23 protein-coding genes and 1 pseudogene are annotated in these 24,677 nt (G+C 68.9%); 17 read left to right on the top strand and 7 right to left on the bottom strand.

What is annotated here, in order from left to right:
- Window positions 1-79: 79 nt before the first annotated feature.
- On the top strand, window positions 80-1,057 hold the full coding sequence (locus tag ACZ6Z4_RS33685) for a TerC/Alx family metal homeostasis membrane protein (protein ID WP_465574232.1): 978 nt from the start codon (window positions 80-82) through the stop codon (window positions 1,055-1,057).
- Window positions 1,058-1,215: 158 nt separating this feature from the next.
- Window positions 1,216-2,244, top strand: coding sequence for a phosphotransferase (locus tag ACZ6Z4_RS33680; RefSeq protein ID WP_465574229.1), 1,029 nt, complete (start codon window positions 1,216-1,218; stop codon window positions 2,242-2,244).
- Window positions 2,245-2,247: 3 nt separating this feature from the next.
- Here ACZ6Z4_RS33680 and ACZ6Z4_RS33675 read toward each other — a convergent pair whose 3' ends face one another.
- Window positions 2,248-2,832 (bottom strand): GNAT family N-acetyltransferase, encoded by a 585-nt coding sequence (locus ACZ6Z4_RS33675; protein WP_465574463.1) that lies wholly within the window; start codon window positions 2,830-2,832, stop codon window positions 2,248-2,250.
- Between the two features lie 6 nt (window positions 2,833-2,838).
- Window positions 2,839-3,021, bottom strand: a pseudogene (locus ACZ6Z4_RS33670) (GNAT family N-acetyltransferase); the annotation flags it as partial.
- A 131-nt stretch (window positions 3,022-3,152) separates the two neighbouring features.
- On the opposite strand from ACZ6Z4_RS33670, the gene ACZ6Z4_RS33665 reads away from it, so the two are divergent.
- From ACZ6Z4_RS33665 to ACZ6Z4_RS33630, 8 genes are all read left to right on the top strand, one after another.
- Complete coding sequence (locus tag ACZ6Z4_RS33665) at window positions 3,153-4,055, top strand: phosphotransferase enzyme family protein (protein ID WP_465574225.1); 903 nt, start codon at window positions 3,153-3,155, stop codon at window positions 4,053-4,055.
- Between the two features lies 1 nt (window position 4,056).
- A complete protein-coding gene (locus ACZ6Z4_RS33660) occupies window positions 4,057-4,614 on the top strand; it encodes a GNAT family N-acetyltransferase (RefSeq protein ID WP_465574222.1) in 558 nt (185 codons plus the stop codon).
- A 25-nt stretch (window positions 4,615-4,639) separates the two neighbouring features.
- Window positions 4,640-5,668 carry a Gfo/Idh/MocA family protein gene (locus ACZ6Z4_RS33655; protein ID WP_465574219.1) on the top strand — a complete coding sequence of 343 codons (1,029 nt, stop codon included), beginning with the start codon at window positions 4,640-4,642 and terminating at the stop codon, window positions 5,666-5,668.
- Between the two features lie 389 nt (window positions 5,669-6,057).
- The gene (locus tag ACZ6Z4_RS33650; RefSeq protein WP_363674420.1) at window positions 6,058-7,053 is read left to right on the top strand and encodes an ABC transporter permease; all 996 of its coding nucleotides are present in this window, start codon (window positions 6,058-6,060) and stop codon (window positions 7,051-7,053) included.
- Complete coding sequence (locus ACZ6Z4_RS33645) at window positions 7,050-8,000, top strand: carbohydrate ABC transporter permease (protein WP_465574211.1); 951 nt, start codon at window positions 7,050-7,052, stop codon at window positions 7,998-8,000. Before ACZ6Z4_RS33650 ends, ACZ6Z4_RS33645 begins: the two co-directional genes overlap by 4 nt.
- A gap of 28 nt (window positions 8,001-8,028) precedes the next feature.
- On the top strand, window positions 8,029-9,690 hold the full coding sequence (locus tag ACZ6Z4_RS33640; protein WP_465574208.1) for a type 2 periplasmic-binding domain-containing protein: 1,662 nt from the start codon (window positions 8,029-8,031) through the stop codon (window positions 9,688-9,690).
- A gap of 99 nt (window positions 9,691-9,789) precedes the next feature.
- On the top strand, window positions 9,790-12,069 hold the full coding sequence (locus tag ACZ6Z4_RS33635; RefSeq protein WP_465574205.1) for a glycoside hydrolase family 95 protein: 2,280 nt from the start codon (window positions 9,790-9,792) through the stop codon (window positions 12,067-12,069).
- A 79-nt stretch (window positions 12,070-12,148) separates the two neighbouring features.
- Window positions 12,149-13,168, top strand: a complete 1,020-nt coding sequence (locus ACZ6Z4_RS33630) for an ABC transporter substrate-binding protein (protein ID WP_465574200.1) — start codon at window positions 12,149-12,151, stop codon at window positions 13,166-13,168.
- A gap of 4 nt (window positions 13,169-13,172) precedes the next feature.
- On the opposite strand, the gene ACZ6Z4_RS33625 is transcribed toward ACZ6Z4_RS33630, so the two are convergent.
- The gene (locus ACZ6Z4_RS33625; RefSeq protein WP_465574197.1) at window positions 13,173-13,784 is read right to left on the bottom strand and encodes a hypothetical protein; all 612 of its coding nucleotides are present in this window, start codon (window positions 13,782-13,784) and stop codon (window positions 13,173-13,175) included.
- A gap of 90 nt (window positions 13,785-13,874) precedes the next feature.
- Window positions 13,875-14,363, bottom strand: coding sequence for a PaaI family thioesterase (locus tag ACZ6Z4_RS33620; RefSeq protein ID WP_465574194.1), 489 nt, complete (start codon window positions 14,361-14,363; stop codon window positions 13,875-13,877).
- A gap of 165 nt (window positions 14,364-14,528) precedes the next feature.
- Here ACZ6Z4_RS33620 and ACZ6Z4_RS33615 point away from each other — a divergent pair, with 165 nt between their 5' ends.
- Window positions 14,529-15,542 (top strand): endonuclease/exonuclease/phosphatase family protein, encoded by a 1,014-nt coding sequence (locus ACZ6Z4_RS33615; RefSeq protein ID WP_465574190.1) that lies wholly within the window; start codon window positions 14,529-14,531, stop codon window positions 15,540-15,542.
- Here ACZ6Z4_RS33615 and ACZ6Z4_RS33610 read toward each other — a convergent pair.
- Together ACZ6Z4_RS33610 and ACZ6Z4_RS33605 are read right to left on the bottom strand one after the other, a co-directional pair.
- On the bottom strand, window positions 15,539-16,177 hold the full coding sequence (locus tag ACZ6Z4_RS33610; protein WP_465574185.1) for a response regulator: 639 nt from the start codon (window positions 16,175-16,177) through the stop codon (window positions 15,539-15,541). The genes ACZ6Z4_RS33615 and ACZ6Z4_RS33610 overlap by 4 nt on opposite strands.
- Window positions 16,170-17,486, bottom strand: a complete 1,317-nt coding sequence (locus ACZ6Z4_RS33605; protein ID WP_465574182.1) for a sensor histidine kinase — start codon at window positions 17,484-17,486, stop codon at window positions 16,170-16,172. The genes ACZ6Z4_RS33610 and ACZ6Z4_RS33605 overlap by 8 nt, the downstream gene beginning before the upstream one ends.
- Window positions 17,487-17,670: 184 nt before the next feature.
- Between ACZ6Z4_RS33605 and ACZ6Z4_RS33600 the strand changes: the two genes are divergently transcribed.
- From ACZ6Z4_RS33600 to ACZ6Z4_RS33575, 6 genes are all read left to right on the top strand, one after another.
- Entirely contained in the window at window positions 17,671-19,356 is a 1,686-nt protein-coding gene (locus tag ACZ6Z4_RS33600; RefSeq protein ID WP_465574179.1) for a sodium:solute symporter family protein, read from the top strand.
- 19 nt (window positions 19,357-19,375) lie between these two features.
- The gene (locus ACZ6Z4_RS33595; protein ID WP_465574175.1) at window positions 19,376-19,630 is read left to right on the top strand and encodes a hypothetical protein; all 255 of its coding nucleotides are present in this window, start codon (window positions 19,376-19,378) and stop codon (window positions 19,628-19,630) included.
- A gap of 104 nt (window positions 19,631-19,734) precedes the next feature.
- Entirely contained in the window at window positions 19,735-20,631 is an 897-nt protein-coding gene (locus ACZ6Z4_RS33590) for a hypothetical protein (RefSeq protein ID WP_465574172.1), read from the top strand.
- The gene (locus tag ACZ6Z4_RS33585; RefSeq protein WP_465574169.1) at window positions 20,631-22,406 is read left to right on the top strand and encodes a GMC family oxidoreductase N-terminal domain-containing protein; all 1,776 of its coding nucleotides are present in this window, start codon (window positions 20,631-20,633) and stop codon (window positions 22,404-22,406) included. Before ACZ6Z4_RS33590 ends, ACZ6Z4_RS33585 begins: the two co-directional genes overlap by 1 nt.
- Before the next feature lie 96 nt (window positions 22,407-22,502).
- Window positions 22,503-23,261 (top strand): phytanoyl-CoA dioxygenase family protein, encoded by a 759-nt coding sequence (locus tag ACZ6Z4_RS33580; protein ID WP_465574166.1) that lies wholly within the window; start codon window positions 22,503-22,505, stop codon window positions 23,259-23,261.
- Window positions 23,258-24,205 carry a helix-turn-helix domain-containing protein gene (locus ACZ6Z4_RS33575; RefSeq protein ID WP_465574163.1) on the top strand — a complete coding sequence of 316 codons (948 nt, stop codon included), beginning with the start codon at window positions 23,258-23,260 and terminating at the stop codon, window positions 24,203-24,205. The genes ACZ6Z4_RS33580 and ACZ6Z4_RS33575 overlap by 4 nt, the downstream gene beginning before the upstream one ends.
- Here the strand turns inward: ACZ6Z4_RS33575 and ACZ6Z4_RS33570 are convergent.
- Window positions 24,198-24,641, bottom strand: coding sequence for a hypothetical protein (locus tag ACZ6Z4_RS33570; RefSeq protein ID WP_465574159.1), 444 nt, complete (start codon window positions 24,639-24,641; stop codon window positions 24,198-24,200). The genes ACZ6Z4_RS33575 and ACZ6Z4_RS33570 overlap by 8 nt on opposite strands.
- Window positions 24,642-24,677 lie beyond the last annotated feature (36 nt).

Here is a 24,677-nt window from a genome sequence, read left to right as displayed (position 1 = left end):
TGCGTGCCCGGGCGGAAGAGACCTCCGGACCACCAGGTGCTGTCTGTCGTCGTCCGGAGGAACCGTCATGGTCTCTGTCATGTCCCCTGCCGTCTGGGTGCTCACGATCGTCGGGTTGCTGGCGATCGTCGCCTTCGACCTGATCGTGATCGCGCGCCGCAAACACACCGTCACGATCAAGGACGCCACCCGGTGGGTGCTGTTCTACATCGGTCTGGCGGCGCTGTTCGCGGTCGGCCTGTTCGTCCTCAGCCCGGGGGCCAGCGGTGGTGAGTTCGTCGCCGGCTACATCACCGAGTACAGCCTGAGCGTCGACAACCTGTTCGTCTTCGTGATCATCATGGCCCGGTTCGCGGTCCCGTCACTGGCCCAGGACAAGGTGCTCTACATCGGCATCGTGGTCTCGATGCTGCTCCGCGCGGTCTTCATCCTGGCCGGTGCCGCCGCGATCGCCGCGGCCAGCTGGGTGTTCTACATCTTCGGCGCGTTCCTGGTCTACACCGCGGTGAAGCTCGCGCTCGAGGGTGAGAACGACGAGGAGGACTTCCAGGAGAACGCCGTCATCCGCGGCATGCGCAAGATCCTCCCGCTGACCCACGACTACGACGGCGCCAAGCTGGTCACCCGCGTCGACGGCAAGCGGATGCTGACCCCGCTGGTGATCGTCATCTCGGCGATCGGGATGGCCAACGTGATCTTCGCGCTGGACTCGATCCCGGCCATCTTCGGGCTCACCCAGGACGCCTACATCGTGCTCACCGCGAACGCGTTCGCGCTGATGGGCCTGCGCCAGCTGTACTTCCTGATCGGCGGCCTGCTGGAGCGCGTCATCTACCTGAACGTCGGCCTGTCGGTGATCCTGGCCTTCATCGGCGTCAAGCTGATCATCGAGGCGCTGCACGGCTCGCACATCGACGACATCGGCGCCATCCACCTGCCGCACATCGGGATCGCCACCTCGCTCGGCTTCATCGCCGGCACCCTGTTCATCACCACCGTGGCCAGCCTGATCAAGTCCGGCTACGACCGGCGCCGGGTGGAGGCCGAGGTCGACTGACCGCTGACGCGGGGAAGGCGCGCTTTCCCCCGTGATTCGCCCGGTTGATCCCCGTCTCCAGGGGTACCATCGAAGTGCCTGGCCCGGCCGTTCCCCCGTGATGGTCGGGTCAGGTCTTTGTCCGGACGAGACCTGCCACCGCGAGGCCCGAAGCACCGATGAACACGACCGAGCCCGCCGCCGAGTGGTCGCGCTTTGTCGCCGCGTGGGGAGTGGATCCGGCGCTCGCGCACCGGGAGCTCCTGACCGGCGGCCTGATCAACGAGAACTCGCTGCTGACCGAGGGCGGCCGGCGGTTCGTCGTCCGGCGCTACCAGCGGACGAAGGAACCGGACGACATCGCGTACGAGCTGCTCGCGGTCGAGTTCCTGCGCGCCGCGGGCTTCCCGACGGCCGGTCCGGTGCGCTCGCGGTCGGGAGCGCTGTCCGGCGAGATCGCCGGCCGGCCGGCGGCCGTCTTCGAGTACGTCGACGGGAGCCGGCCGCCGTCGCGCGACGGCGGCTTCGGCTCGTTCGACCTGGCGCTGGGCTGCGAGGTCGCCGGCGCGGTCGCGCGCATGCATCGCCTGACCTGGGAGTTGCGGCTGCCGGTACGACGTACTGAACGCGCTGATCCGTTGCGCCGGGTCGAGGAGTTCCTGGACACGGTCCGGGGCTGGCACGGCCGGGAACTCGTTCCTGGGCTGGAAGAGCTCGTCACCGGACTGGCCGAGGCGGCTCCGCGGGTGCGGTCGATCCTGGACCGGGAGAAGGAGCTTCCGTCGGGGCTGGTGCACGCGGACCTCACCGAGACCAACGTCCTGGTGGATCGCGACGGGCACCTGCTGGCGCTGCTCGACTTCGACGACTGCGTTGACTCCTACCGTCTGTACGACGTGTGCTCGCTCGTGTCTTCGTGGGGGCTGGACGAACACCGACGGCTGGACGTCGAGCGAGCGACGCAGTTGATCTCGGCGTACACGGAAGCGAGGCCGCTCACGCAGGCCGAGCGGGAGGTGCTGCCGGGGTTGCTGCTGGTCTACGTCGCTGCCGGGGGTTGTGAGTTCCTCGCCGGGGTCTGGGACCGCAAGGCCTTCGTCGACGGCGTGAGCGACAGCTACGCGGCGACGACCTTCCTGTCGATGCTCGGGGACGTGGCGTGGCAGGAGACGTTGCAGGACGCGTGCGTCGTCGCCGACGAGCGGTGAGCGTCAGGTGACGGGCCGGATCGGCTTGCGGTAGCGCGGCTGGCGCTGGTCTTCCCGGTAGCCCAGGGACTCGTAGAGGGCGACACTGCCGCTCGGGTTCTCGGCCAGGGTCCAGATGCCGCTGGTGTGGATGCCGTGGTCGAGCAGTTGCGCGTGGTTGGTGCGCAGCAAAGCCGAGGCCAGGCCCTGCCGCCGGTACGCCGGGCGCACGCCGACCCAGGGCGTGTCGGCGACGCCTTCCTCGTCCTCGGCGCTGATCACCCAGCCGGCGAGCCGGCCGCCGTCGTACGCGAGGGTCCACAGCTCGTGATCGCCGAAGTCGTCCGCGGCCTCGCGCTCGAACTCCTCGAAGCTGTCCTGCACGTAGCCGAGGTCGCGGTCGGCGAACACCTCCGCGTTCGCCTCGAAGACCGCGCGGTGGTGGTCGGGAGAGGCCGCTCTGAGTTCCAACCCGCTCGGCAGGTCGACGAGCGGTGCGCCGTCGAGCTCCAGCGTGAGGTGGACCCGGGTGAAGGCGACCTGGTAGCCCGCCGCGCGCAGCAGCGCCTCGACCGACGGGTCGTGCTCGCGGGTGTTGCCGCCGTACAAGGCCTGGCCGTCGGTGGGATTGGCGGCGAGGTGGGCGCGGGCCTGCTCCTCCTGCCAGGCGAGCATCCGGCGGCCGTAGCCGCGGCCGCGGAAGACGGGCTCGACCCAGCCGAGCAGCAGGTACAGCCGGGTGCCGTCGGCCTCGTCCCACCAGCGCAGCGCCGTGCAGCCGACCAGCGTGTCGTTGTCGAGGGCAACGAATTCGGGGGTGAAGCCGGCCCGGACGGGCGTCCACGCCGTCGGTCACCGCGAGCGGGCGCAGGTCCATGGGCGCCGATTATCCCGGTGCGGTGAGCGGTCTGCACCTGGATAATGAGGCGGTGTCTCCCGCCCAGCGCACCGCGCCGTACGACGTCGCCGCCCAGCTCGGTCTCACCGTCGAGAGGCTGGAGGGGATCCAGGGCACCGATCCGGGCGATGCGTTCAACGGCGTGTGGATCGTGTGGACGTCCGGCGGCGACCGGGTGGTGCTGCGGCGGTACCACGTGCTGCGGACCCGGCAGGATCTGTTGTTCGAGGCGAACGTTCTCGCGCGCCTCACCGCGCGGGGCTGGTCGGTGCCGACCACGGTCGCCGGACCGGTCGAGTACGGCGAGCGGCTGTGGGCCGCGACGCGGTTCGTCGAGGGGACGGCGCGTCGCGAGGAGACACCGGAGCAGCGCGCGGAGCGCGGTGCCGTGCTCGCGCAGCTGCACACGGATCTCCAAGGTGTGGAGGATCCGCAGCGGGAGGGCTTCTTCCAGGGCTGCGACCTGGTGGCGATGGGCAACTTCCAGGGCTGGGACCTGGGCGTGACCGCGCTGCGCGACATCCGGCCCGACCTCGCGGACCGGGCCGACCGCGCGATGGCCGGTGGTCAGCAGCTCGTTGCCGAGCGCAACCTGCTCGGCCTGCCGCAGACCGTCGTGCACGGTGACTTCGCCGAGTGGAACGTGCACTTCGATCCGCTCGGCGTGATCGACTTCGACCTGGCCCACCAGGACAGCCGGAGCTGGGAGTTCGTGGTCGCGCGGGTGCACCGATCACCCGAGTTGCTCACCGGTTACCAGCAGAAGGCGACCGAGCTCGGCATCGCGTTGTCGGAGGAGGAGATCGCGGCGATCGAGCCGCTGGAGCGGATCTTCCGGATCAACATGGTGATGGCCGAGCTCTGGAACGGCCGGCACAACGGGCAGTTCAACCTGCGGGAGATCGAGCACCAGCTGACGCGGACGGGGTGGTGAGATGCCGAGACTGAGTGAGCCCGCGCTGGCGCACGGCGTACTGGGGGAGCAGCCGGTGCTGACGGGGCTGCGTCCCTGGCAGGTGGGAGACGCGCACGCGGTGCGGGAGGCGTTCGCCGACCCGGGGGTGCAGCAGTGGCACGTGCTGCGGATCGACGACGACGCCGAGGCGGTGGCGTGGATCGAGCAGTGGGCGGGCAGATGGGCTGCGGAGAAGGCGGCGAGCTGGGCCGTCGTGGGGGACGCGGGCGAGGTCCTGGGGCAGATCGGCCTGCGGCGTATCGAGCTGGACGAGGCGAAGGCGGACCTCTCGTACTGGATGTTGCCGGCGGCCCGTGGCCGAGGGGTCGCTGGGGGCGCCGTCCGGACGCTGACCGACTGGTGCTTCGGGACGCTCGGGCTGCACCGGCTGGTGATCGCGCACTCGGTGCGCAACGAGCAGTCCTGCCGGGTCGCGACCAAAGCCGGGTTCGCGCTCGAGGGGACGCACCGCGGCTCGATGCGGCACGCGGACGGGTGGCACGACGCGCACACCCATGCCCGGCTCAGTGGTGACTGACAAGTCCTGACATACTCTCCTCGTTTTGGCCGTTCACGAGTACGCCGGGAGAGTCATGCTGCGGATCATCCAGGTCGGGGCGGGGTCGATGGGCCGGACCTGGCTGCACACGCTCGCGAGCTCCGCCGACGTCGAGCTGGTCGGCCTGGTGGATCTCGATCTCGACCTGGCGCAGCGGGTCAGTGAGGACGAGCTCGCCGCGCTGGTCCCGGTGGCGCGCACGCTGACCGAGCTGAAGGACCTGACCGGCGCGGACGCCGTGGTCAACGTGACCGTGCCCGGCGCGCACAACGCGGTCAACGAGGAGGCGCTGCGGGCCGGCCTGCCGGTGCTCTGCGAGAAGCCGATCGCGCCGAGCGTCGCCGACGCGCAGTACATCGCGGGCGTCGCCGAGGAGACCGGGCAGTTGCTGATGATCAGCCAGTCCCGCCGGTACCTCAACCAGTTCACCGCGCTGCGGAAGGCGACCGCGGGGCTCGGCCGGATCGCCGGCGTCTCCTGCGAGTTCGCGAAGGCGCCGCACTTCGGTGGGTTCCGCGAGGAGATGCCGCATCCGCTGCTCGTGGACATGGCGATCCACCAGTTCGACTCGGCCCGGGCACTGCTCGGCGCCGATCCGGTCAGCGTGTACTGCGAGTCGTACAACCCGGGCTGGAGCTGGTTCGCCGGTGACGCCGCGGCGACCGCGATCTTCGAGTTCCCCGGCGGCGCGCGGTTCGTCTTCCACGGCAGCTGGGTGGCGCCAGGCCAGGAGACCTCCTGGAACAGCCGCTGGCGAGTGAGTGGCGAGCGCGGTACGGCGGTCTGGGACGGCGACGAGGCTCCGACGACCGGTGACCCGCTGCGCTCGGTGGAGGTCGGCGACGCCCCCGAGCAGACCGCCGGATCGCTGGCCGAGTTCGTGAACTGCGTGCGCACAGGTGCGTCTTCGCAAGCCGATGCGCGCAGCAACGTTCTTTCCTTGGCCATGGTCGAGGCCGCGGTCCGGTCGGCCGCCGAACGCCGCCGGGTCGAATTCAGCGAGGTGCTGACCGGTCGATCGACAAAGTCTTGACATAGTCGGGGAAAGCCAGTTGACTGCGACATAGTTAACACCAGAAACAAACTGGTACGGACCAGAGGCCGCCGCTCGGCAGCCTCTGCGGCGTGCTGCCCGCACGACCCGGGATCCCGCGGTGCCACCGCCGGATCCCTTCGGTGTTCCCGCCCTCTCAGTTGCCATCGGCAACTAGTGGATCGCTGACAAAGCAGGGCTTTGCGAGCCCTTGGTCAACATCGGATATCGACCCGCGTGATGGCTCTTCCACAATGCCGGGTTCTGTGTCATTCTCCCGGAGAAGAGTTCCGAGATCCTATCGGATATCGGTTCCGCTGCAAACGGTGTGCACGTCGTCACTGCCCGTGCAGGGCCCGGCGATGCATGACCAGGAAGGGATTTCGCGAGTGAGTGGAACGATCGAGGTGAACCCCTCACCACCGGCGCCGGTGGTGAAACAGGCGGTGAGCGCCGCCGTCCGGCGGCCGACCCGGCGGGCCGCCGCGAGCCGGAGCTTCCGCCGGCACTGGCAGCTCTACCTGCTGATGGTGCTCCCGATCGCGTACTTCGTGATCTTCAAGTACGTCCCGATCTCGAACGCGGTGATCGCGTTCAAGGACTACAGCCCGATCAAGGGGCCGTGGGGCAGCGAGTGGGTCGGCTTCAAGAACTTCGAACTGTTCTTCCAGAACCCGGTGTTCTGGACCCTGGTGAAGAACACGTTCTACCTGGCCGCCTACACCGTGCTGGCGAGCTTCCCGATCCCGATCATCCTGGCTGTCGCGCTGAACGAGATCCGGGTCGGGGTCTTCAAGAAGACCGTGCAGCTGGTCACCTACGCGCCGTACTTCATCTCCACCGTCGTCGTGGTGTCGATGACGATCCTGGTGCTGTCGCCGCAGCTGGGCTTCGTCAACGACGCGATCGGGCTGTTCGGCATCCCGAAGATCGACTTCCTCGGCAGCCCGGACTACTTCCGGCACATCTACGTCTGGTCCGACGTGTGGCAGACCACCGGGTACTCCGCGGTGATCTACCTGGCCGCGCTGGCCGGCATCGACCCGGCGCTGCACGAGTCGGCCCGGATCGACGGCGCCACCCGGCTGCAGCGGATCTGGAACGTCGACCTGCCCGGCATCATGCCGACCGCGGTGATCATCCTGATCCTCGGCGTCGGCAACATCATGTCGATCGGCTTCGAGAAGGCCTACCTGCTGCAGAACCCGCTGAACCAGTCGACCGCCGAGATCATCGCGACCTACGTCTACAAGACCGGTCTGCTGAACGCCGACTTCTCGATGGCGACCGCGATCGGGCTGTTCAACTCCGTCGTCAACCTCATCCTGCTGGTGATCGTGAACTTCGTCGCCAAGCGGATCACCGGGAACGGACTGTGGTCATGAGCGTCACGCTGCAAGGGGCCGGCCGGACCGGACGGAGCACCTCGGGATCGCGGCGGACCGCGATCGAGGAGACCCGGACCGACAAGATCTTCCTGATCGGCGTCAAGACCATGCTCTGGATCGCGCTGATCGCGGTCGCGGTGCCGCTGATCTACATCGTCGCCAACTCGTTCAGCAGCGCGTCGGCGGTGAGCGCCGGGCGGGTGCTGCTGTGGCCGATCGAGCCGAGCATCAAGGCCTACCAGGAGGCCTTCAGCGATCCCCTGATCATGAAGGGCTACCTGAACTCGTTCATCTACGCGATCGGCGGCACGCTGATCAGCGTCTCGCTGACGATCGCGATCGCCTACCCGCTGTCGCGCAAGTCGCTGTTCGGCCGCAACGTGATCATGAGCGCGCTGATCTTCACGATGCTGTTCTCCGGCGGCCTGATCCCGACGTACCTGGTGGTCCAGGACCTCGGGATGCTGAACACCCGCTGGGCGATGGTGATCCCGAGCGCGATCGGCGTCTGGCAGGTGATCATCGCGCGCACCTTCTTCCGCTCGACGATCCCCGACGAGCTGTACGAGGCGGCCACCCTGGACGGCGCGAGCGACCTGCGCTTCCTGTGGTCGGTGGTGCTGCCGCTGTCCAAGCCGGTGATCGCGGTGATCGCCCTGATGTACGCGATCTTCCAGTGGAACAGCTACTTCGACGCCCTGATCTACCTGAAGGATCCAGGTCTCTACCCGTTGCAGATCGTCCTGCGCAACGTGCTGATCCTGAACACGCTCTCCGGGTCGACCACCACCACGAACCTGGCCCAGCAGCTCGAACAGCAACAGCTGGCCAACGTCTTGAAGTACGCGCTCATCGTCATCTCGAGCCTGCCCGTACTGGTCATCTACCCCTTCGTCGCCCGCCACTTCACCAAGGGCGTGATGGTCGGCGCAGTCAAGGGCTGAAAAGCCCATCCAGAAAGGAAACACCGCAATGCGCTCATCAGTGCGCACGGTCACCGCACTCGTCGCGGCCGGCCTGCTCGCCACCCTGGCTGCGTGCAGCTCCGACAAGTCCGACGGAGCAGCCAACGAGACCACGGCCGACGGCAAGACGATCATCGACGTCTTCACCCCGGCCGACCAGACCATGAACCTGGACACCAACGCGGTGACCAAGATCATGAGCGAGAAGTTCAAGCTCCAGTTCCGCTGGCAGACCTCGACCTTCGACGCCGGGCCGGCCAAGGAGAAGCGGCAGATCTCGCTGGCCAGCGGCGACTACCCGGACCTGTTCTTCCTGATCCCGTGGGTCGACGGCTTCAGCAAGGCCGAGGTGCTCAAGCTCGGTCAGCAGGGCGTCGCGGTCCCGCTCGAGGACCTGATCAAGGAGAACGCGCCGAACATCCAGAAGTTCCTGGACGAGAACAAGGCGTACAAGGAGGAGTCGACGACTCCGGACGGGCACATCTACGCGCTGCCGCAGTGGGCCGAGTGCTACCACTGCAGCTTCCCGAACAAGCTGTGGATGAACTCGGCCTGGCTGAAGAAGCTGAACCTGCAGCAGCCGAAGACCCCCGAGGAGCTGCGCACCGTCCTCAAGGCGTTCAAGACCCAGGACCCGAACGGCAACGGCAAGGCCGACGAGATCCCGCTGACCGCGGACTCCCAGGACGGCACCCTGATCTCGTACCTGATGGGCGCCTACGCCTACCCGCCGGTCGGCGCGAACAACGGCGTCCAGGGCCTGATCACGCTGAACGGCGACAAGGCGGTCACCCCGCTGACCGACGCGAAGTGGCGTGAGGGCCTGAAGTACATCGCCTCGCTCTACAAGGAAGGCCTGATCGAGCAGGGCGCGTTCACCCAGAACGCGGCCGCGCTGCAGGCCCAGGGCAACGACCCGAAGGCGGTCCGGATCGGCTCCGCGTCGATGCTGCACCCGTACATCTTCGTCCAGTCCGACTCCAAGGACGGCCGGGACAAGCAGTACGACGCCGTCCCGCCGCTGACCGGCCCCGACGGCACCAGCTTCTCCGGCGAGCAGTACCTGCCGACGCTGAACTACACCTTCCTGCTGACCAACAAGGCCAGCAAGGAGGCCCAGGTCGCGGCGATCAAGATGCTCGACTACATCTTCACCGACGAGGGTCAGATCATCACCAACCTCGGTCCCGAGGGTGTCGGCTGGAAGAAGCCCGCCGCTGGTGACGTCGGGCTCGACAAGGACACCAAGCCGCTCTACAACCCGGTCCAGAACGCGCCGAAGAACCTGAGCTGGGGCGCGCTCGCGCAGTACCACAACGTGCTCGCGTTCCGGAACGCCCAGGTCACCCCGACCGACATGTACACCGGTGCCGGCTACGAGCGGCGGCTGTTCCAGGCCACCAAGCAGTACGACGGCCACGGCGACCGCGCGCAGGTCTACCCGCAGGCCGTGGTCTGGCCGGACCCGAGCCTGAGCGGTGAGCTGGCCACGCTGCAGACGAACCTGAACAACTACGTCACGCAGAACCAGCTGGCCTTCATCACCGGGTCGAAGAACATCGACACCGACTGGGACGCCTACGTCAAGGGTCTGGACAGCACCGGGATGCCGCGCTTCCTGGAGATCAACCAGCAGGCCTACGACAAGTACAAGTCCGGCTCCAAGTAATCGTTTCCGAAGCCCCCACCCGGCCGTGCCCGGGGAGCCACCGTTCTGGCTCCCCGGGTGCGGCCACCCCTGCGTAAGGCCCCGAAAGGAATTCCGAGCATGTCGCACGAGCTGTGGTTCCGTACCCCCGCACCGGACTGGTTCGAGGCGTTGCCGATCGGCAACGGGCACCTCGGCGGGATGGTCTTCGGCCGCGTCGCCGACGAGCGGATCGCGCTGAACCTCGACGACGTGTGGTCCGGTGACGGGCCGCGCACGCTGGACGTGCCGGACGGGCCCGCTGTGCTGGCCGACGTACGCTGGTTGCTGCTCGACCAGGGGGACCGACTCGCCGCCACCGAGCGGACGCGAGACTTGCAGGGGCCGCTGGTCGAGTCGTACCAGCCGCTGGGGGATCTGCTGATCACTGCTTCCGGGGCTGAGGTCGAGGACTACCGGCGCAGCCTAAATCTTCGGACCGGCATCGCCGCGATCGAGTACACGCAGGCCGGCGTACGGTTCCGGCGGTCGGCGTACGTGTCGACGCCGGATCAGGTGCTGGTCTGGACGGTCACCGCCGACGCGCCGGGCGCGGTCAGTCTGACCGCCGCGCTGGCCAGCGCGCACCCGGTCGAGCCGTCGGTGGTCGACACCCGGACGGTCGGGCTGACCGGCCGGGCGCCGTCCGACCTGACGATCGAGTACCGCGAGAGCCCGGACCCGATCCGCTACGAGGACGGCCGGGGGATCGGCTTCGGCGTCGTCCTGCGCGCGTACGCCGAAGGCGGCACGCTGAGCACCGGCCCTGAGGGGATCACCGTCGAAGGTGCTGACTCGGTGACGCTCGTGCTGGCCGCTGCGAGCAGCTTCCAGGGCTGGTCGGTGGCGCCGGGGCGCGAGCTGCCGCTGCCGGACGCCGTACAGCTGGTGGACGCTGTTGCCCCCGACAAGCTTCTGCAGCGGCACCTGGACGACCACACCGCTCTGTACGACCGCGCCGGGCTCACCCTCGGGACGCCGATCAACCTGCCCACCGACGAACGCGTTCGCGCGGTCGGTGCCGGTGGCAACGACCCTGACCTGGCCGGGCTGGTCTTCGCGTTCGGCCGGTACTTGCTGATGGCATCGTCGCGACCGGGCACGCAGGCGGCCAACCTGCAGGGGATCTGGAACGCCGAACGCCGCCCGATGTGGGCCAGCGACTGGACCAACAACATCAACACCCAGATGAACTACTGGCTCGCCGACGTCACCGGGCTGCGCGAGTGCTTCGACCCGCTGACCGACCTGATCGAGGGCCTGGCCGCCTCGGGGCACGAAACCGCCCGGATCCTGTACGACGCCCCCGGCTGGGTCTCCCACCACAACGCCGATCTCTGGCGCGCGACCTGGCCGGTCGGTGCCGGCGGCGACGACCCGGTGTGGGCGATGGCCGCGACCTGCGGCGTCTGGCTGTCGGCGCACCTGATGGAGCACCACCGCTTCCACCCGGACGAGGTGTGGCTGCGCGAGCGCGCGTACCCGATCCTGTCCGGCGCTGCCGAGTTCGTGCTGGCGATGCTGGTCGAGGACGGCGACGGCCGGTTGCAGTTCGTCCCGTCGACGGCGCCGGAGCACCACTTCCTGCTGCCGTCGGGGGAGAAGGCGTCGGTCGACCTGACCTCGACGTACGACCTGTGGCTGATCCGCGAGCTGTCGGCGAACCTGACCGAGGCGGAGACCGCGCTCGGGCTGTCGTCGGAGCTGGCTGCGGACTTCGTGAAGGCGGTCGAGCGGCTGCCCGGGATCGGGCTCACCGACGACGGCCGGCTGCTGGAGTGGCCGACCGACTGGCCGCCCTCGGAGTTTGACCACCGGCACCAGTCGCACCTGTACGGGCTGTACCCGGGCAACCAGATCGACCCGACCCGGACGCCGGAGTGGGCGGACGGCGTACGGAAGTCGCTCGCACTGCGGACGTCCGGGCGTCCGGCCGGTGGGTGGACGAGCGCTTGGCTGATCGCGTTGTACGCGCGGTTGTCGGAGCCGCAGAAGGCTGCTGACGTCGTGCGCGACTACACGACGCGCCTGGTCGCCGGGAACCTGCTGCACCGCGACGGCGACATCTTCCAGATCGACGCGAACTTCGGGCTGACCGGCGCGATCGCCGAGCTGCTGATCCAGAGCCACACGGACGTCGTACGGGTGCTGCCGGCGCTGCCTGCCGAGTGGCCGGACGGCTCGTACCGCGGGCTGCGGGCGCGCGGCGGGCTGTCGTTCGACGTCACGTGGAGAGACGGTCAGATCACCGAGGCGAACGTCCAGGCGGACCGGTCCGGCACGTTCCGGATCGCCTTGGGAGCAACGGCGGAAGCGGCCGCGATCGAGCTGGTCGCGGGTGACCGGCGGCGTTTGGTGTGATGCACAACCAGATGAGGGTTGCCTAACCAAACTCGTGTAATGTCCGCTACGGATCAACCGCCTGAGAAGAGGACATGACATGAGGAGCCGATGGACCGCGGCCGTCGCGGGACTGGCCGTGCTCGGCCTGGCACTGGCCGGCTGCGGCAGCGACGACAAGTCGGCCGACACCGGCGTCGGTGACACCGAGGTGGCGACCGGCGGACGGCTGTTCTCCACCGCCGACGCGGAGACCGCGAAGCTCGGGTCGGACGCCGCCGACGGTGTCTTCCCGCGGACGGTCAAGCACGCGCTCGGCGAGACCAAGCTGGACAAGAAGCCCGAGCGGGTCGTCGTGCTGGACAGCGGCGAGCTGGACGGCGTCCTCGCGCTCGGCATCACGCCGGTCGGCATGGCGACGACCGCCGGCCAGAACGGCGTACCGAGCTACCTGGCCGACAAGGCGCAGGGCATCCCGACCGTCGGCGGGGTCAGCGAGCTCAACCTCGAGGCGATCGCGGCGCTGAAGCCGGACCTGATCCTCGGCAGCAAGCTGCGCGCCAACGACCTGTACGCCAAGCTGTCGGCGATCGCGCCGACCGTGATGAGCATCCGCCCCGGCTTCCCGTGGAAGGAGGACTTCCTGCTCGTCGCCGACTCGCTCGGCGAGGAGGCCAAGGCGACCGGGCTGCTGAACGACTACCAGAAGCGCGCCACCGAGGTGAAGGGCAAGGTCCAGGGCTCGCCGACGATCTCGCTGGTCCGGTTCCGCCCGGCCGAGATCCGGCTCTACGGCAACCTGTCGTTCATCGGCGTGATCCTGAAGGACATCGGCCTGCCGCGGCCGAAGGTGCAGGACATCCAGGAGCTCGCGCTGGAGGTCTCCCAGGAGAACATCGGCCAGGCCGACGGCGACTGGATCTTCTACTCCAGCTACGGCAAGCCGGAGACGACCGCGGAGAACACCGTCGTCAACGGGACGCTGTGGAAGTCGCTGAGCGGCGTGAAGTCCGGGCACGTGCAGCGGGTCAACGACGAGGTCTGGTTCCTCGGCCTCGGGCCGATCGGCGCGCAGGCGACGCTCGACGACCTCGAGAAGTACCTGACCGCGAAGAGCTGATCCGTCAGTCCGGTACGCGCCCGCGGTCGTTCACCGCGACATGCGGCGCGTACCGGCGTACGGCGTTCTCGAGCTCCTCGAAGGACAGCGTCTTGGTGAGCAGGCTGCTGCCGGGCCAGTCGCAGGACGGGCCCCAGTTCTTCGAGAGCCGCGGCAGCTCGGCGTCCGGGACCTTCTGCACGATCAGGTACGACGACCAGGTCTCGTCGTCCTCGCCGTGCACCTCCCGGCGCTCGACCCGGCAGATGCCGTGCACCTGGTCCCAGGGCAGCTTCTGCGGCTGGTCGCCGCCGAGGTAGACCCCCTCGCTGTCGATCGCGAGCAGGATCTCGGTGCTGTCCGCCTCGTGCCGGGACTCCGCGGTGGTGACCCAGCCGACGCCGAGCAGCACCGGCAGGCCGACCGCGAAGATCAGCGGCATCCCGCCGAGCGACAGCCAGACGGTCTCCAGGGGTTCACGGATCGGCTCGTTCCGCGCGAGCGCGACGACGACGCAGCCGATCGTGAGCGCGATCATCAGCGCGAAGACCACCAGGCCGACGTACAGGAGTCCGGCGGTGCTCTCCCAGCGGCTCTTGCGCACCACGAAGGACGGTGGCGGCTCGGTCTTCGTCATAACCGCATTGTGTGCGTTGCCGGGGTCGCGCACCAGCCCCCAGGCGCGTCGCCCGAGCGGCCGGTACGCCGCCGCTCAGGACTTGCCGGGTCAGGCGGGGCGGGCGCGGACCAGCAGCGTGCTGGTGGCGGTCGCGACCAGGTCGCCGGCCGCGGTCTTGACGTTGCCTTCGGCAAAGATCACCGAGCGGCCGGGTTTCACCACCCAGCCGGTGCCGATCAGCTCGCCGGTGTCGGCGAGCACCGGGCGCAGGTAGTTCACCTTGATCTCGACCGAGGTGTAGCCGACGCCGGCCGGGAGCGTGGTGTGTGCGGCGCAGCCGGTCACCGTGTCCAGCAGCGTGCAGACCAGACCGCCGTGCACCATGCCGATCGGGTTGTAGACCGCGTGCGACGGCGTACAGCTGAAGGCGACCTTGCCGAGCTCGACGCTCACCGGGCCGAACTGCATCAGCACCGCGATCGGCGGCGGCGGGATCGTGCCGTCGGTCAGGCCCTGCATGAACTCGAGGCCGCTGAGGCCGGCGTGGTCGGCCAGCACCTGCTCGGGATCGGTCCACTGGAACGTCTGCTCACCCATGGTCTGAACAGTAGACTCAGCCCGGTCCTTTCGGTCGGGCGGTCCTCCGATCGGCGGCTCGTGGCGCGGTGTGCGGGTCGGGTGCGTCCTTCCAACGGATGAATTACCCGCGCCTTACGTGTCACGGACTTTGGTCCTGACCCGGTCTCCGTAAGAATCGACGCCATGTCCGACCGCCAGACAGCTCTTGCCAGCCGCCCGCCGCGCAGTGGTGCCCGCAAGCGGCCGCCCTCGCGGTCGCAGCGACGCTCCGGTGGGAAGTGGCGGCGCGGCATCGTGATCGCCGTCCTCGCGATCCTGTCGGCGGTGCCGCTGGTCTTCCACCGCTACGTCCCGAACTCGATCGGCAACCTGGGCAGCCTTCTCGACACGTTCCTGCCGTGGGTGGGCCTCGCGGTGCCGGTGCTCGCGGTTGCTGCCCTCGTACGGCGGTCGGCCACGGCTGGTGTCGCGTTGCTGGTGCCGGCGGTTGCGTGGGGGTTGATGTTCGGGCACCTGCTGATCCCGAACGGGTCGAGCGGCGGGCCGCACGACCTGCGGGTGCTGTCGCACAACGTCGACGCGGCGAACCCGGACCCGGAGAAGACCGCCGCGGACCTGCTGGCTGCGGACGCGGATGTGATCGCGCTGGAGGAGATCACGTCGGCGGACCTGAAGATCTACAAGCGCGAGTTCGCGAAGCAGTACCCGCATGTGGTGTCGCGGGGGACTGTCGCGCTGTGGTCGAAGTACCCGGTGGAGGAGGGGAAAGCGGTCGACGTCGGCTTCTCCTGGACGCGCGCTCTGCGGGCCGAGGTCAGTACGCCGGAGGGGAAGGTCGCGTTCTACGTGGCGCACCTGGCGTCGGTGCGGGTGGGGACGAGTGGGTTCACGTCGAACCAGCGCAACGAGACGATCAAGCAGCTCGCGCAGCAGATCGCTGCGGAGAAGCGCGCCGGGGTCGTGGTGATGGGCGACTTCAACGGTACGGCGAACGATCGGAGCCTGGCGCCGATCACCGCGGGTCTGCGGTCGGCGCAGGGGGCGGCCGGGCAGGGCTTCGGGTTCACGTGGCCGGCGAAGTTCCCGATGGCGAGGATCGACCACATCATGGTGCGCGGGGTGACGCCGACCAAGGCGTGGGTGATGGAGCCGACGGGGAGCGATCACCGTCCGGTTGTCGCCGAACTGACGATCTAAGCCTCAGCGATCCCGTGCCGGTACGCGTACCGGACCGCCTCCGCCCGGTGCCGGGCACCGATCTTCCCGAACGTGTTGTTGATGTGCGTCTTCACCGTCGCCTCCCCGATGAACAGCAACGCCGCGATCTCCGGATTGCTCAACCCCTGCGCGATCAACCGCAACACCTCGGTCTCCCGCGCCGTCAACCCGTCCGTCGCCTCGCCGGCCGGCTGCAGCCCCGCCACCAGCCGCCGCGAAACCTCCGCATCGAACGTCGCCTGCCCAGCAGCCGTCGCCCGCAACGCCGCCCCGATCTCCACCCGTCCCGCGTCCTTCGTCAAATACCCCCGCGCCCCTGCCTTCAACGCCCGAGCGATCGACGCGTCATCGGCGTACGTCGTCAACACCAGCACCGCCACCTCCGGATGCTCTCGTGTGATCCGCGCGGTCGCCTCCACCCCGTCGACGACCGGCATCTTCAAATCCATCAACACCACATCCACACCGCCGGTTGCAACGAGCTCCACAGCCTCACCCCCATGCGCCGCCGCCCCCACAACCTCCACCCCGTCCAGCAGCCCGAGCAACGCCACCAGCCCCTCCCGAACCACCTGCTGATCATCAGCCACCACCACCCGCACCACATCACTCATCCGCAACCTCCACGCTCACAACCCACTCCCCGTCCACAACCCCCGCACTGAGCGACCCACCCACCAACGCCACCCGCTCCCGCATCCCAGCCAGTCCGTAGCCCGCGGGGGAGGGCAGCCCCGAGCCGCCCACCCCGGCAGCCTCCGCCGCCGACGATCTCCCGGCCCCGGCCTGCTCCGCCGCCGACGGTGCCGCCGTACCAGCTGCCTCGCCCCCCTCGGGCCCACTCCGCCTTCCTTCCGGCCGGAGCGGCCTCAGCCCATGCGGTGTGTCCGGCCGCATGCCAGCCGGGCTCAGCCGGGGGAGTGGGTTGCGGATTTCCAAGCGGACTCCGGTGGGGTGGTAGATGAGGTGCGCCTCGACAGATTGGCCGGGGGCGTGGCGGGCTGCGTTGGTGAGGGACTCTCGGGCTGTGCCGAGGAGGGCTACCACCACGCCGGGGTCCAGAGGCCGGGGGGCGCCGGTGGTGGTGAAGTGGGCGGGGGCGGAGTGGTTCTCGGTGTGGTGGGTGGTGAGGGTGGACAGGGCCTCGGGGAGGGCGGGGACCTGGTCTTGGCGGAGGGTGGCGACGGCGTTGCGGGCTTCGGTGAGGCCCTGGACGGCCAGGCGGCGGGAGTGGCGGATCCTGTCGAGGGCTGCTTCGGCGTCGTGTTTCTCGGAGAGGAGGGCTTCGGCCAGTTCCAGCTGGACGCTCAGGGCGCCCAGCGAGTGAGCCAGTACGTCGTGGAGCTCGCGGGCGATTCTGGTGCGTTCGTCGAGGGCCGCGGCGCGGGCGTGTTCGCGTTGGGCCAGTCTCGTCTGGTCGAGCAGGGCGGTGGTCTGCTGGTTGCGGAGTTCGTCGTGGCGGCGGTTGAGGCCGAAGAGGATCAGGACGGCGGTCCACAGGAGCTGGCTGAGGAACCAGCTGCTGGTGCGGTCGAAGAGCGCGGCCGAGACGGCGTACGCGACCAAGCAGCCGATGCCGATGGCAATGATCGGCTGGTTGCGGCGCAGCCGCGGGGTCCGGGTGAAGGTCATCACGGCGACATCGGTGACCGGGACCAGGACGAGGATCAGCGCGTTGCTGCCGGGCATCCCGACCACGACCGCGGCGCTGAGCGCGGCGTACGAGAGCAGGCCGAGGGACCAGAGCTCGTGGCGGTGCATCAGGAACGTACCGGCCAGGAAGCCGAGCAGCGAGACGACGAGGATCGGCCAGGCCCACGACTCGGCGGGGTCCGCGGTGACCAGAACGCCGGCGACGACCGCGGTGATCAGCAGGCGGGCGAGGACGCCGGTCCAGCCGAGCAAGGGCTGCTTCCTGGTCAATGGGTCTCCTGTCCGAGGGTGTGTCGACGCTATCCCGGGTGGCGCCGCGCATGAGACCGGCCGCGGGTGGATATTGGGGTGGAGAAACGCCCGGACCCGTCCCAGCGGGATTGTGGTTGAGAGCAGGAGTAACGTTCCTCACCGGTAACAGCACTGTGTGTCACACGGACGAAGCGGAGGCCGGATGCTCACGTTGGAATCGGTCCTGAGGCTGGACGCCCAGGCGATCGACTACATCATCATTGCGTTGTACTTCGTCTTCGTGCTCGGCATCGGGTACCTGGCCAAACGCGCCGTCTCGAACTCCCTCGACTTCTTCCTGTCCGGCCGTTCGCTGCCGGCCTGGGTGACCGGGCTGGCCTTCATCTCGGCCAACCTCGGCGCGATCGAGATCATGGGCATGTCCGCCAACGGCGCGCAGTACGGGATGCCGACGGTGCACTACTTCTGGATCGGCGCGATCCCGGCGATGCTGTTCCTCGGTGTCGTGATGATGCCGTTCTACTACGGCTCGAAGGTGCGCAGCGTCCCGGAGTTCATGCTGCGCCGGTTCGGCAAGCCGGCGCACCTGGTGAACGCGATCAGCTTCGCGGTCGCCCAGGTGCTGATCGCGGGCGTGAACCTGTTCCTGCTGGCCACCATCGTGAACGTGCTGCTCGGCTGGCCGATCTGGGTCTCCACGATCGTCGCCGCGGTGATCGTGCTCAGCTACATCACCCTCGGCGGTCTGTCCGCGGCGATCTACAACGAGGTGCTGCAGTTCTTCGTGATCGTGGCCGCGCTGCTGCCGCTGACGATCGTCGGCCTGCACAAGGTCGGCGGCTGGCAGGGCCTGGTCGACAAGGTGACCGCCGCACCCAATGCGGGCGCCGAGCAGATGAGCGCCTGGCCCGGTAACCAGCTGAGCGGGTTCGACAACAGCTTCCTGTCGGTGATCGGCCTGGTCTTCGGTCTCGGTTTCGTGCTCTCCTTCGGCTACTGGACGACGAACTTCGTCGAGGTCCAGCGCGCGATGGCCAGCAAGAACATGTCGGCGGCCCGGCGGACCCCGATCATCGGCTCGTTCCCGAAGATGTTCATCCCGTTCATCGTGATCATCCCCGGCATCATCGCCGCCGTCGCCGTACCGGAACTGCAGGCGCTGAAGAGCGGCAGCGGCGGCGGCGAGGTCACCTACAACGACGCGTTGCTGCTGCTGATGCGCGACCTGCTGCCGAACGGCATGCTCGGTCTGGCCATCACCGGTCTGCTGGCCTCGTTCATGGCCGGGATGGCGGCCAACCTGAGCTCGTTCAACACCGTCATGACGTACGACCTGCTCGAGCGGTACGTGATCAAGGACCGCAGCGACGACTTCTACCTGCGGACCGGGCGCTGGGTGACGGTGGCCGGCACGCTGATCGCGGTCGGCACGGCGGCGATCGCCTCCGGCTACAGCAACCTGATGGACTACCTGCAGCAGCTGTTCTCGTTCTTCAACGCTCCGCTGTTCGCGACGTTCATCCTCGGTATGTTCTGGAAGCGGATGACGGCCACGGCGGGCTGGGTCGGCCTGGTCAGCGGTACGGCGACCGCCGTGCTGGTCTTCGTCCTGTCCGAGACCGGCGTGATCAACCTGCCGGGCCAGGGCGCCAGCTTCGTCGGCGCCGGTGCGGCGTTCGTCGTCGACATCCTGGTCAGTGTCGCGATCAGCATGGTCACCCGGCCGAAGGCGGACGAGGAGCTGAAGGGGCTGGTGTACTCGCTGACCCCGAAGGAGGACCGGACCGAGACCGCCCAGGAGGGCGACCACGGCTGGTACCGCAAGCCGACCCTGCTCGCCGGGATCTCGCTGGCGATGGTCGTCGTCCTGAACATCGTCTTCGGCTGACCCGGAAAGGAACGAGGAGATGGCAGACAAGCAGAAGGCCGGAGCGTTCGACATCCGGGTGGTGATCGCGGCCCTGATCGGCGTGTACGGCGTGGTGCTGACGATCCTGGGGATCATCGCCGACCCGGCCGAGGTGGACAAGGCCGACGGGCTGAACATCAACCTGTGGGGCGGGATCGGGATGCTCGTCTTCGCGGCGCTGTTCGTGGCGTGGTCGCGGCTGCGGCCGATCGCCGTACCGGCGGAATCGCCGCAGGAGTCGCCCGCGGAGTAGGCAGTGACCTCCGGCGCCAACGGTCGTTTAACAGACCACTAGCGCCGGTGGTCCTTTGCGGTGGGACGCCGGCATCGCCCCCGTTCCACCGCGAAGGACCACGTATGCCTGCTGCAGCTCCGTTGTCCCGCCGGGCCTTCCTGGCCCGGATCGGTGTGCTCGGCGCGGCCCTCGGCGGAGGCGGCCTGCTGGCCCGCGGCCTCCTCGCCCCGGCCGACGCCGCCACCGGTAACCCGCTCCTGCCACCCGCCGTCGACCTGATCCGGCCGGTGCTGGCCGAGCTGGCCCGCGACACCTTGAACGGCCTGACCGTCTTCGCGATGCCCGGCCCGGACGCCTACTCCCGCACCCAGGGCACCCCGAGCGGTACGCCGGGCGCGATGGAGTCGGGAGCCACCGACTTCATGATCGAGGCCCTGGACAACTTCGTCCCGTTCCCGGACGCGATCGCGCAACCGATCTCGGCCGCGCTGGTCACCGGCCTGGCCGACAGCGGCATCGCGCTGCCCGGCCTGGAGCTGCTCCCGCCGGAGCTGCGGCAGCTGGACCGCGCGCTGGCGTCGTACCTGCAGAGCGACGAGGCGATCCCGCTGTCGTTCCCGATCGCCGGCCTGCTGAACCTGATGGCGACGCAGGTCAACCCGCTCGCGGTGAGCGGCGTGCACCTGTCGCCGTTCGCCCGGCTCACGTACGCCGAGAAGGCGGCCGCGTTCGCGCTGATCGAGAAGACCGACTCCGACCTGGTCGCGCTGCTCGACGTGCACTTCCCCGAGCCGCTCAAGGAGTCGGTGTCGGGGCTGCTCAAGTTCGTCGGCGGTGCGCTGATCGAGTTCGCCACCTTCGGTGCGTACGGCGAGCACGCCGTACTGGACAAGACCACCAGGACCCTGCGCGCGCGGCCGGTCGGCTGGACCCTCGCGGGCTACCAGCCGAACGGGCCGGTCGAGGGCTGGGACGACTTCATCGGCTACTACCAGGGACGCAAAGAGGTGCACGACTGATGCGCGACGTGATCGTGATCGGAGCCGGCGGTGGCGGCCCGGTGGTCGCCAAGGAGCTGGCCGCGAAGGGGCTCGACGTCCTCGTCCTCGAGGCCGGTCCGCGGCACGCGAAACCGCGCGAGGAGTGGAGCACGTTCGAGGAGGACGCGAACAACCCGCTGTCGGGGTACTTCCGGCTCGGCCCGACCGACCGCTCGAAGCCCGCCTGGTACCGGGAGTGGCCGCAGAACTCGTTCGTCTGGCAGCTGTCCGGCGTCGGCGGCACCACGCAGCACTTCTACGGCAACTACCCGCGCGCGTACCCCGGCGTCTTCCGGGGGTACGACGGTGCCGACCGCAACGAGTACGACGTGAAGCACCGCTTCCCGTTCACGTACGCCGAGCTGGTGCCGTACTTCGAGTGGGTCGAGGCCACGATGCCGGTGATGACGGCGGCGATGGGCACCAAGGAGCAGGTGTTCTTCAAGGGTGCCGAGACGCTCGGGCTGCCGGTGCAGACCACCAAGACCACGCACCGGCCGTCGTACCGGCCGCAGGAGAACGCGATCCTGCAGCCGGGCGGGACGGCCGGCCGCACCTCGGACAAGAACCTGCTCAACTATCCGCAGGCGACGGGCTGCACCTTCTGCGGCTACTGCTTCCAGGGCTGCATGCGGCCGAACGGTGCCCCGCGCAACCAGTTCGCGAAGCGGTCGACGGACAACTCGTACGTGCCGATGGCGCTGACCGCGAACGTGTGGGCGCGCGGCGGGAAGCCGGTCGAGCTGATCGCGGACGCGTACGTGACGCGGGTGCACAGCGAACGGCGCAACGGCGTACTGACTGCTACCGGGGTGACGTGGCGGGACAACGTCTCCGGTGACGAGCACCGCGAGGACGCGCGCGTCGTCGTGATGGCCGGCGGCTGCACCGAGAACCCGCGGCTGTGGTTCAACAGCGGGCTCCCGAACCAGAACGGCTGGGTCGGCCGCGGCTACACCGACCACTTCTTCGACTGGATGATCGGCTCGTTCGACGACTACACCGGCAACCCGAAGGGCGTCGGGTCGAGCGCACGGCTGGACTACCCGGGGTACGGCGGGCTGGAGAACGTCGGGCTGCCGCCGGCGCTGAACGCGTTCTCCGGGGCGCTGTCGGACAGCGGGATCCGTGGCCACTACAAGAACGGGCGCGGCGCGACCGGGCCGTGGGACGGGCCGGCCGGGCGGGTGATGGGCCCGGAGATGAAGGAGTTGATGGCCGGCGGGATCGACCACCTGCTGACCGTGCTGGTGATCACCGACGACGACGTCGAGGCGCAGAACCGGGTCACGCTGTCGGCGCTGCCGGCGGACGAGAACGGGCCGATCCCGAAGGTCACCTTCAAGCAGCGCAAGCGGACGCGGCGGACACTGCGCAACCGGGAGTTCATGGCCCGGAAGGCGGCCGAGCTGCTGCGCGGTGCGGGGGCGAAGAAGGTGTACCGGATCGACTGGGCGCCGCTGATCCTGCACGTCCAGTCGTCGATGCGGATGGGGGAGTCGGAGCAGAACTCGGTGCTCGACGCGCGCGGTGAGGCGCGGGCGGTGAAGCGGCTGTTCGTCGCCGACAACTCCGCGCTCGCCAACGGGCTCGGCGGGCCGAACCCGACGCTGACCAGCCAGGCGGTGGCGACGCGGACGGCGGAGAAGATCTTCCAGACGTACTTCGACGGGGACCCGTGGGTGCGTTCGGAGGCGCCGGTGGTGTCGACCGATCCGCGGATCAGCGTGCGGCTGGGGCAGCTCGGGCTCTGAGATGTCCGTTTCGCGAACATCGGCGTCCGGTCGGGTCCTGCCGACCGGGCGCCGGCGTTCCTAGGCTCGAAGTACCCCGACCAGGAGGACTTCGAGATGACTGTGACTGTTGACCTGCCGACACTCGCCGAGCAGTACGCGACGCAGGGCTTCGTACTGGTGAAAGGCCTGCTCAGCAAGGAGGAGGCGGCGGCGTACCGGGAACGCAGCCACGCCCTGCTCGCCCAGCTGAACCGTAACGACGACCCGACCTGGAAGTCGGCGATGGGCCTGTCCGACGGCGCGACCCGGCTGCAGCACCTGCACGACGCGCAGTTCTACGACGGCGCGTTCTCGCGGCTGCTGGTGGACCCGCGGTTCACCGACGTGGCCGCCGCGGTGATGGGGGTGGACAACGTGCAGCTGCACCACACGAAGCTGTTCGTGAAGCCGCCGGAGAACGGCTCGCCGTTCCCGCTGCACCAGGACCACCCGTTCTTCCCGCACACCCACCACCGGGTCGGCGCGGCGATCTTCCACTTCGACGACGCGCCGGAGGAGAAGGGCTGCGTGCGGGTGATCCCGGGCAGCCACCTGGACGGGCCGCGCGAGCACGACCCGGAGGGGTCGTTCCACCTGCCCGACGTACCGTTCGAGTCGGCGGTGCCGCAGCCGGCCGAGGCGGGTGACGTGCTGTTCTTCACCTACCTGACCGTGCACGGGTCGGGCGTGAACGTGAGCGACGAGGCGCGGACGACCTGGCTGGTGCAGTACCGCGACGCGGGCGACCCGCCGTCGGTGAAGACCCACGACCACTCGCTCGGTCAGGGCATGATGCTGAAGGGGGTCGACCCGACCGGTAGGAGTGGTGCTTGAGCCTGGCGTCCGTAGCCGCGGCTGATCGCTTCGTCGACCTCGCGGGACTGCTCGAGTCCTGCGAGGTCGACGGCTTTCGCGCGGACTTCGTCAGCTGGGGGCACTACCGGCCGGAGTACTGGCGCAACTACTGGCACAGCCACTCGTTCCACGAGGTCTGCCTGGCGTACGCCGGGGAGGGGCGCTTCAACCTGGGCGCTGATGAGTACGCCGTGTCGCCGGGCACCGTGTTCATAGCGCGGCCCGGTGACACGCACGAGATCGAGTCGAGTCGGGTGGACCCGCTGGGGATCGCCTTCTGGGGCTTCACGTTCCGGCCGGTCCCCGCTGGGCCCTCCGCCGTCCCCACCCCCGCTCCGCCCGCCGGGCGGGGCGGGGGCGCAGTGGGCTGGTGGTCGGGGCTGACCCGTCCCGACGGTCCTGTGGTCTCCACCCGAACAGGTGGTCTGGCTGCGACTGTCGAGCGGCTTGCTGCTGAGGCTGCTGCGCCTCAGTCCGGCTACCAGGCGTCGCTGGCAGCGCTCGGCTCGGCGCTGGTGCTCGACACAGCCCGGGCGTTCGCACTGGACGAGGACCTCTCCGTGGAGGCCGCTCGCACGGGGTCCCGCGACCGGGTCGTGGTGGACGCCATGCAGCGCTTGCTGCTCGACAACCTGGCCCGGCCGATCACCGTGCGGGAGGTGGCGGCCGCCGTACACCTGTCCGAGCGCCACGCCGAGCGGCTCTTCCGCTCGGTCACCGGCGACTCCCTGATGGCCACGCTCCGCCGCCTCCGGCTGGAGCTCGCCGCACAGCTCCTGCTCGACCCCTCCTACACGGTGACGCAGGTGGCGCACGCAGCCGGCTACTCCGACGTCCGGCCGTTCTCGACGGCTTTCCGTCGCCAGTACGCGACCACGCCGACTGGCTACCGGCGTACGGGCGGTACGACGTTCGTCAGGTGAGTCGGCTCGCTTGAGCGACCGGCTGGCGCCAGAGGCCGACCACTGCGACCAGTCCGGCCAGCACGGGCAGCAGGCCGAGCAGGCCGTGCAGCAGCGGGACGATCGTCGAGTAGCCCTCGCCGCCGACGCTGACGTCGGTGAGCGCGATCAGCGCGCCGAGCGCGAAGAACGTCGTACCGACCCAGCGGGCCGAGCGCTTGCCGCGGCCGACGCCGGCCAGGGTCCACACCCATCCGACGATGCCGAGCACGCCGACGGCGACCAGGTAGGCGCTGATCGCGGTCCGGTCCTTGGCGACCTCCGAGGCCGGCCAGTCCGGGTACGCGGAGCGGACGTGGTCGCCGATCACGTCGACGGTGGCCAGGTCGATCAGCGGTGCGACGGTCGCGACCACGGTCAGGACGAGCCCGCCGGCCAGGACCTTCTGGGTGTTCACGGTGATTCCTCCTCATTCTTACAATGTAAGATTGAG

This window comes from Kribbella sp. NPDC104740 (assembly GCF_055583505.1).
Note: the sequence above shows the minus strand (reverse complement) of the source record. Positions and strands in the feature narration are given on the sequence as shown.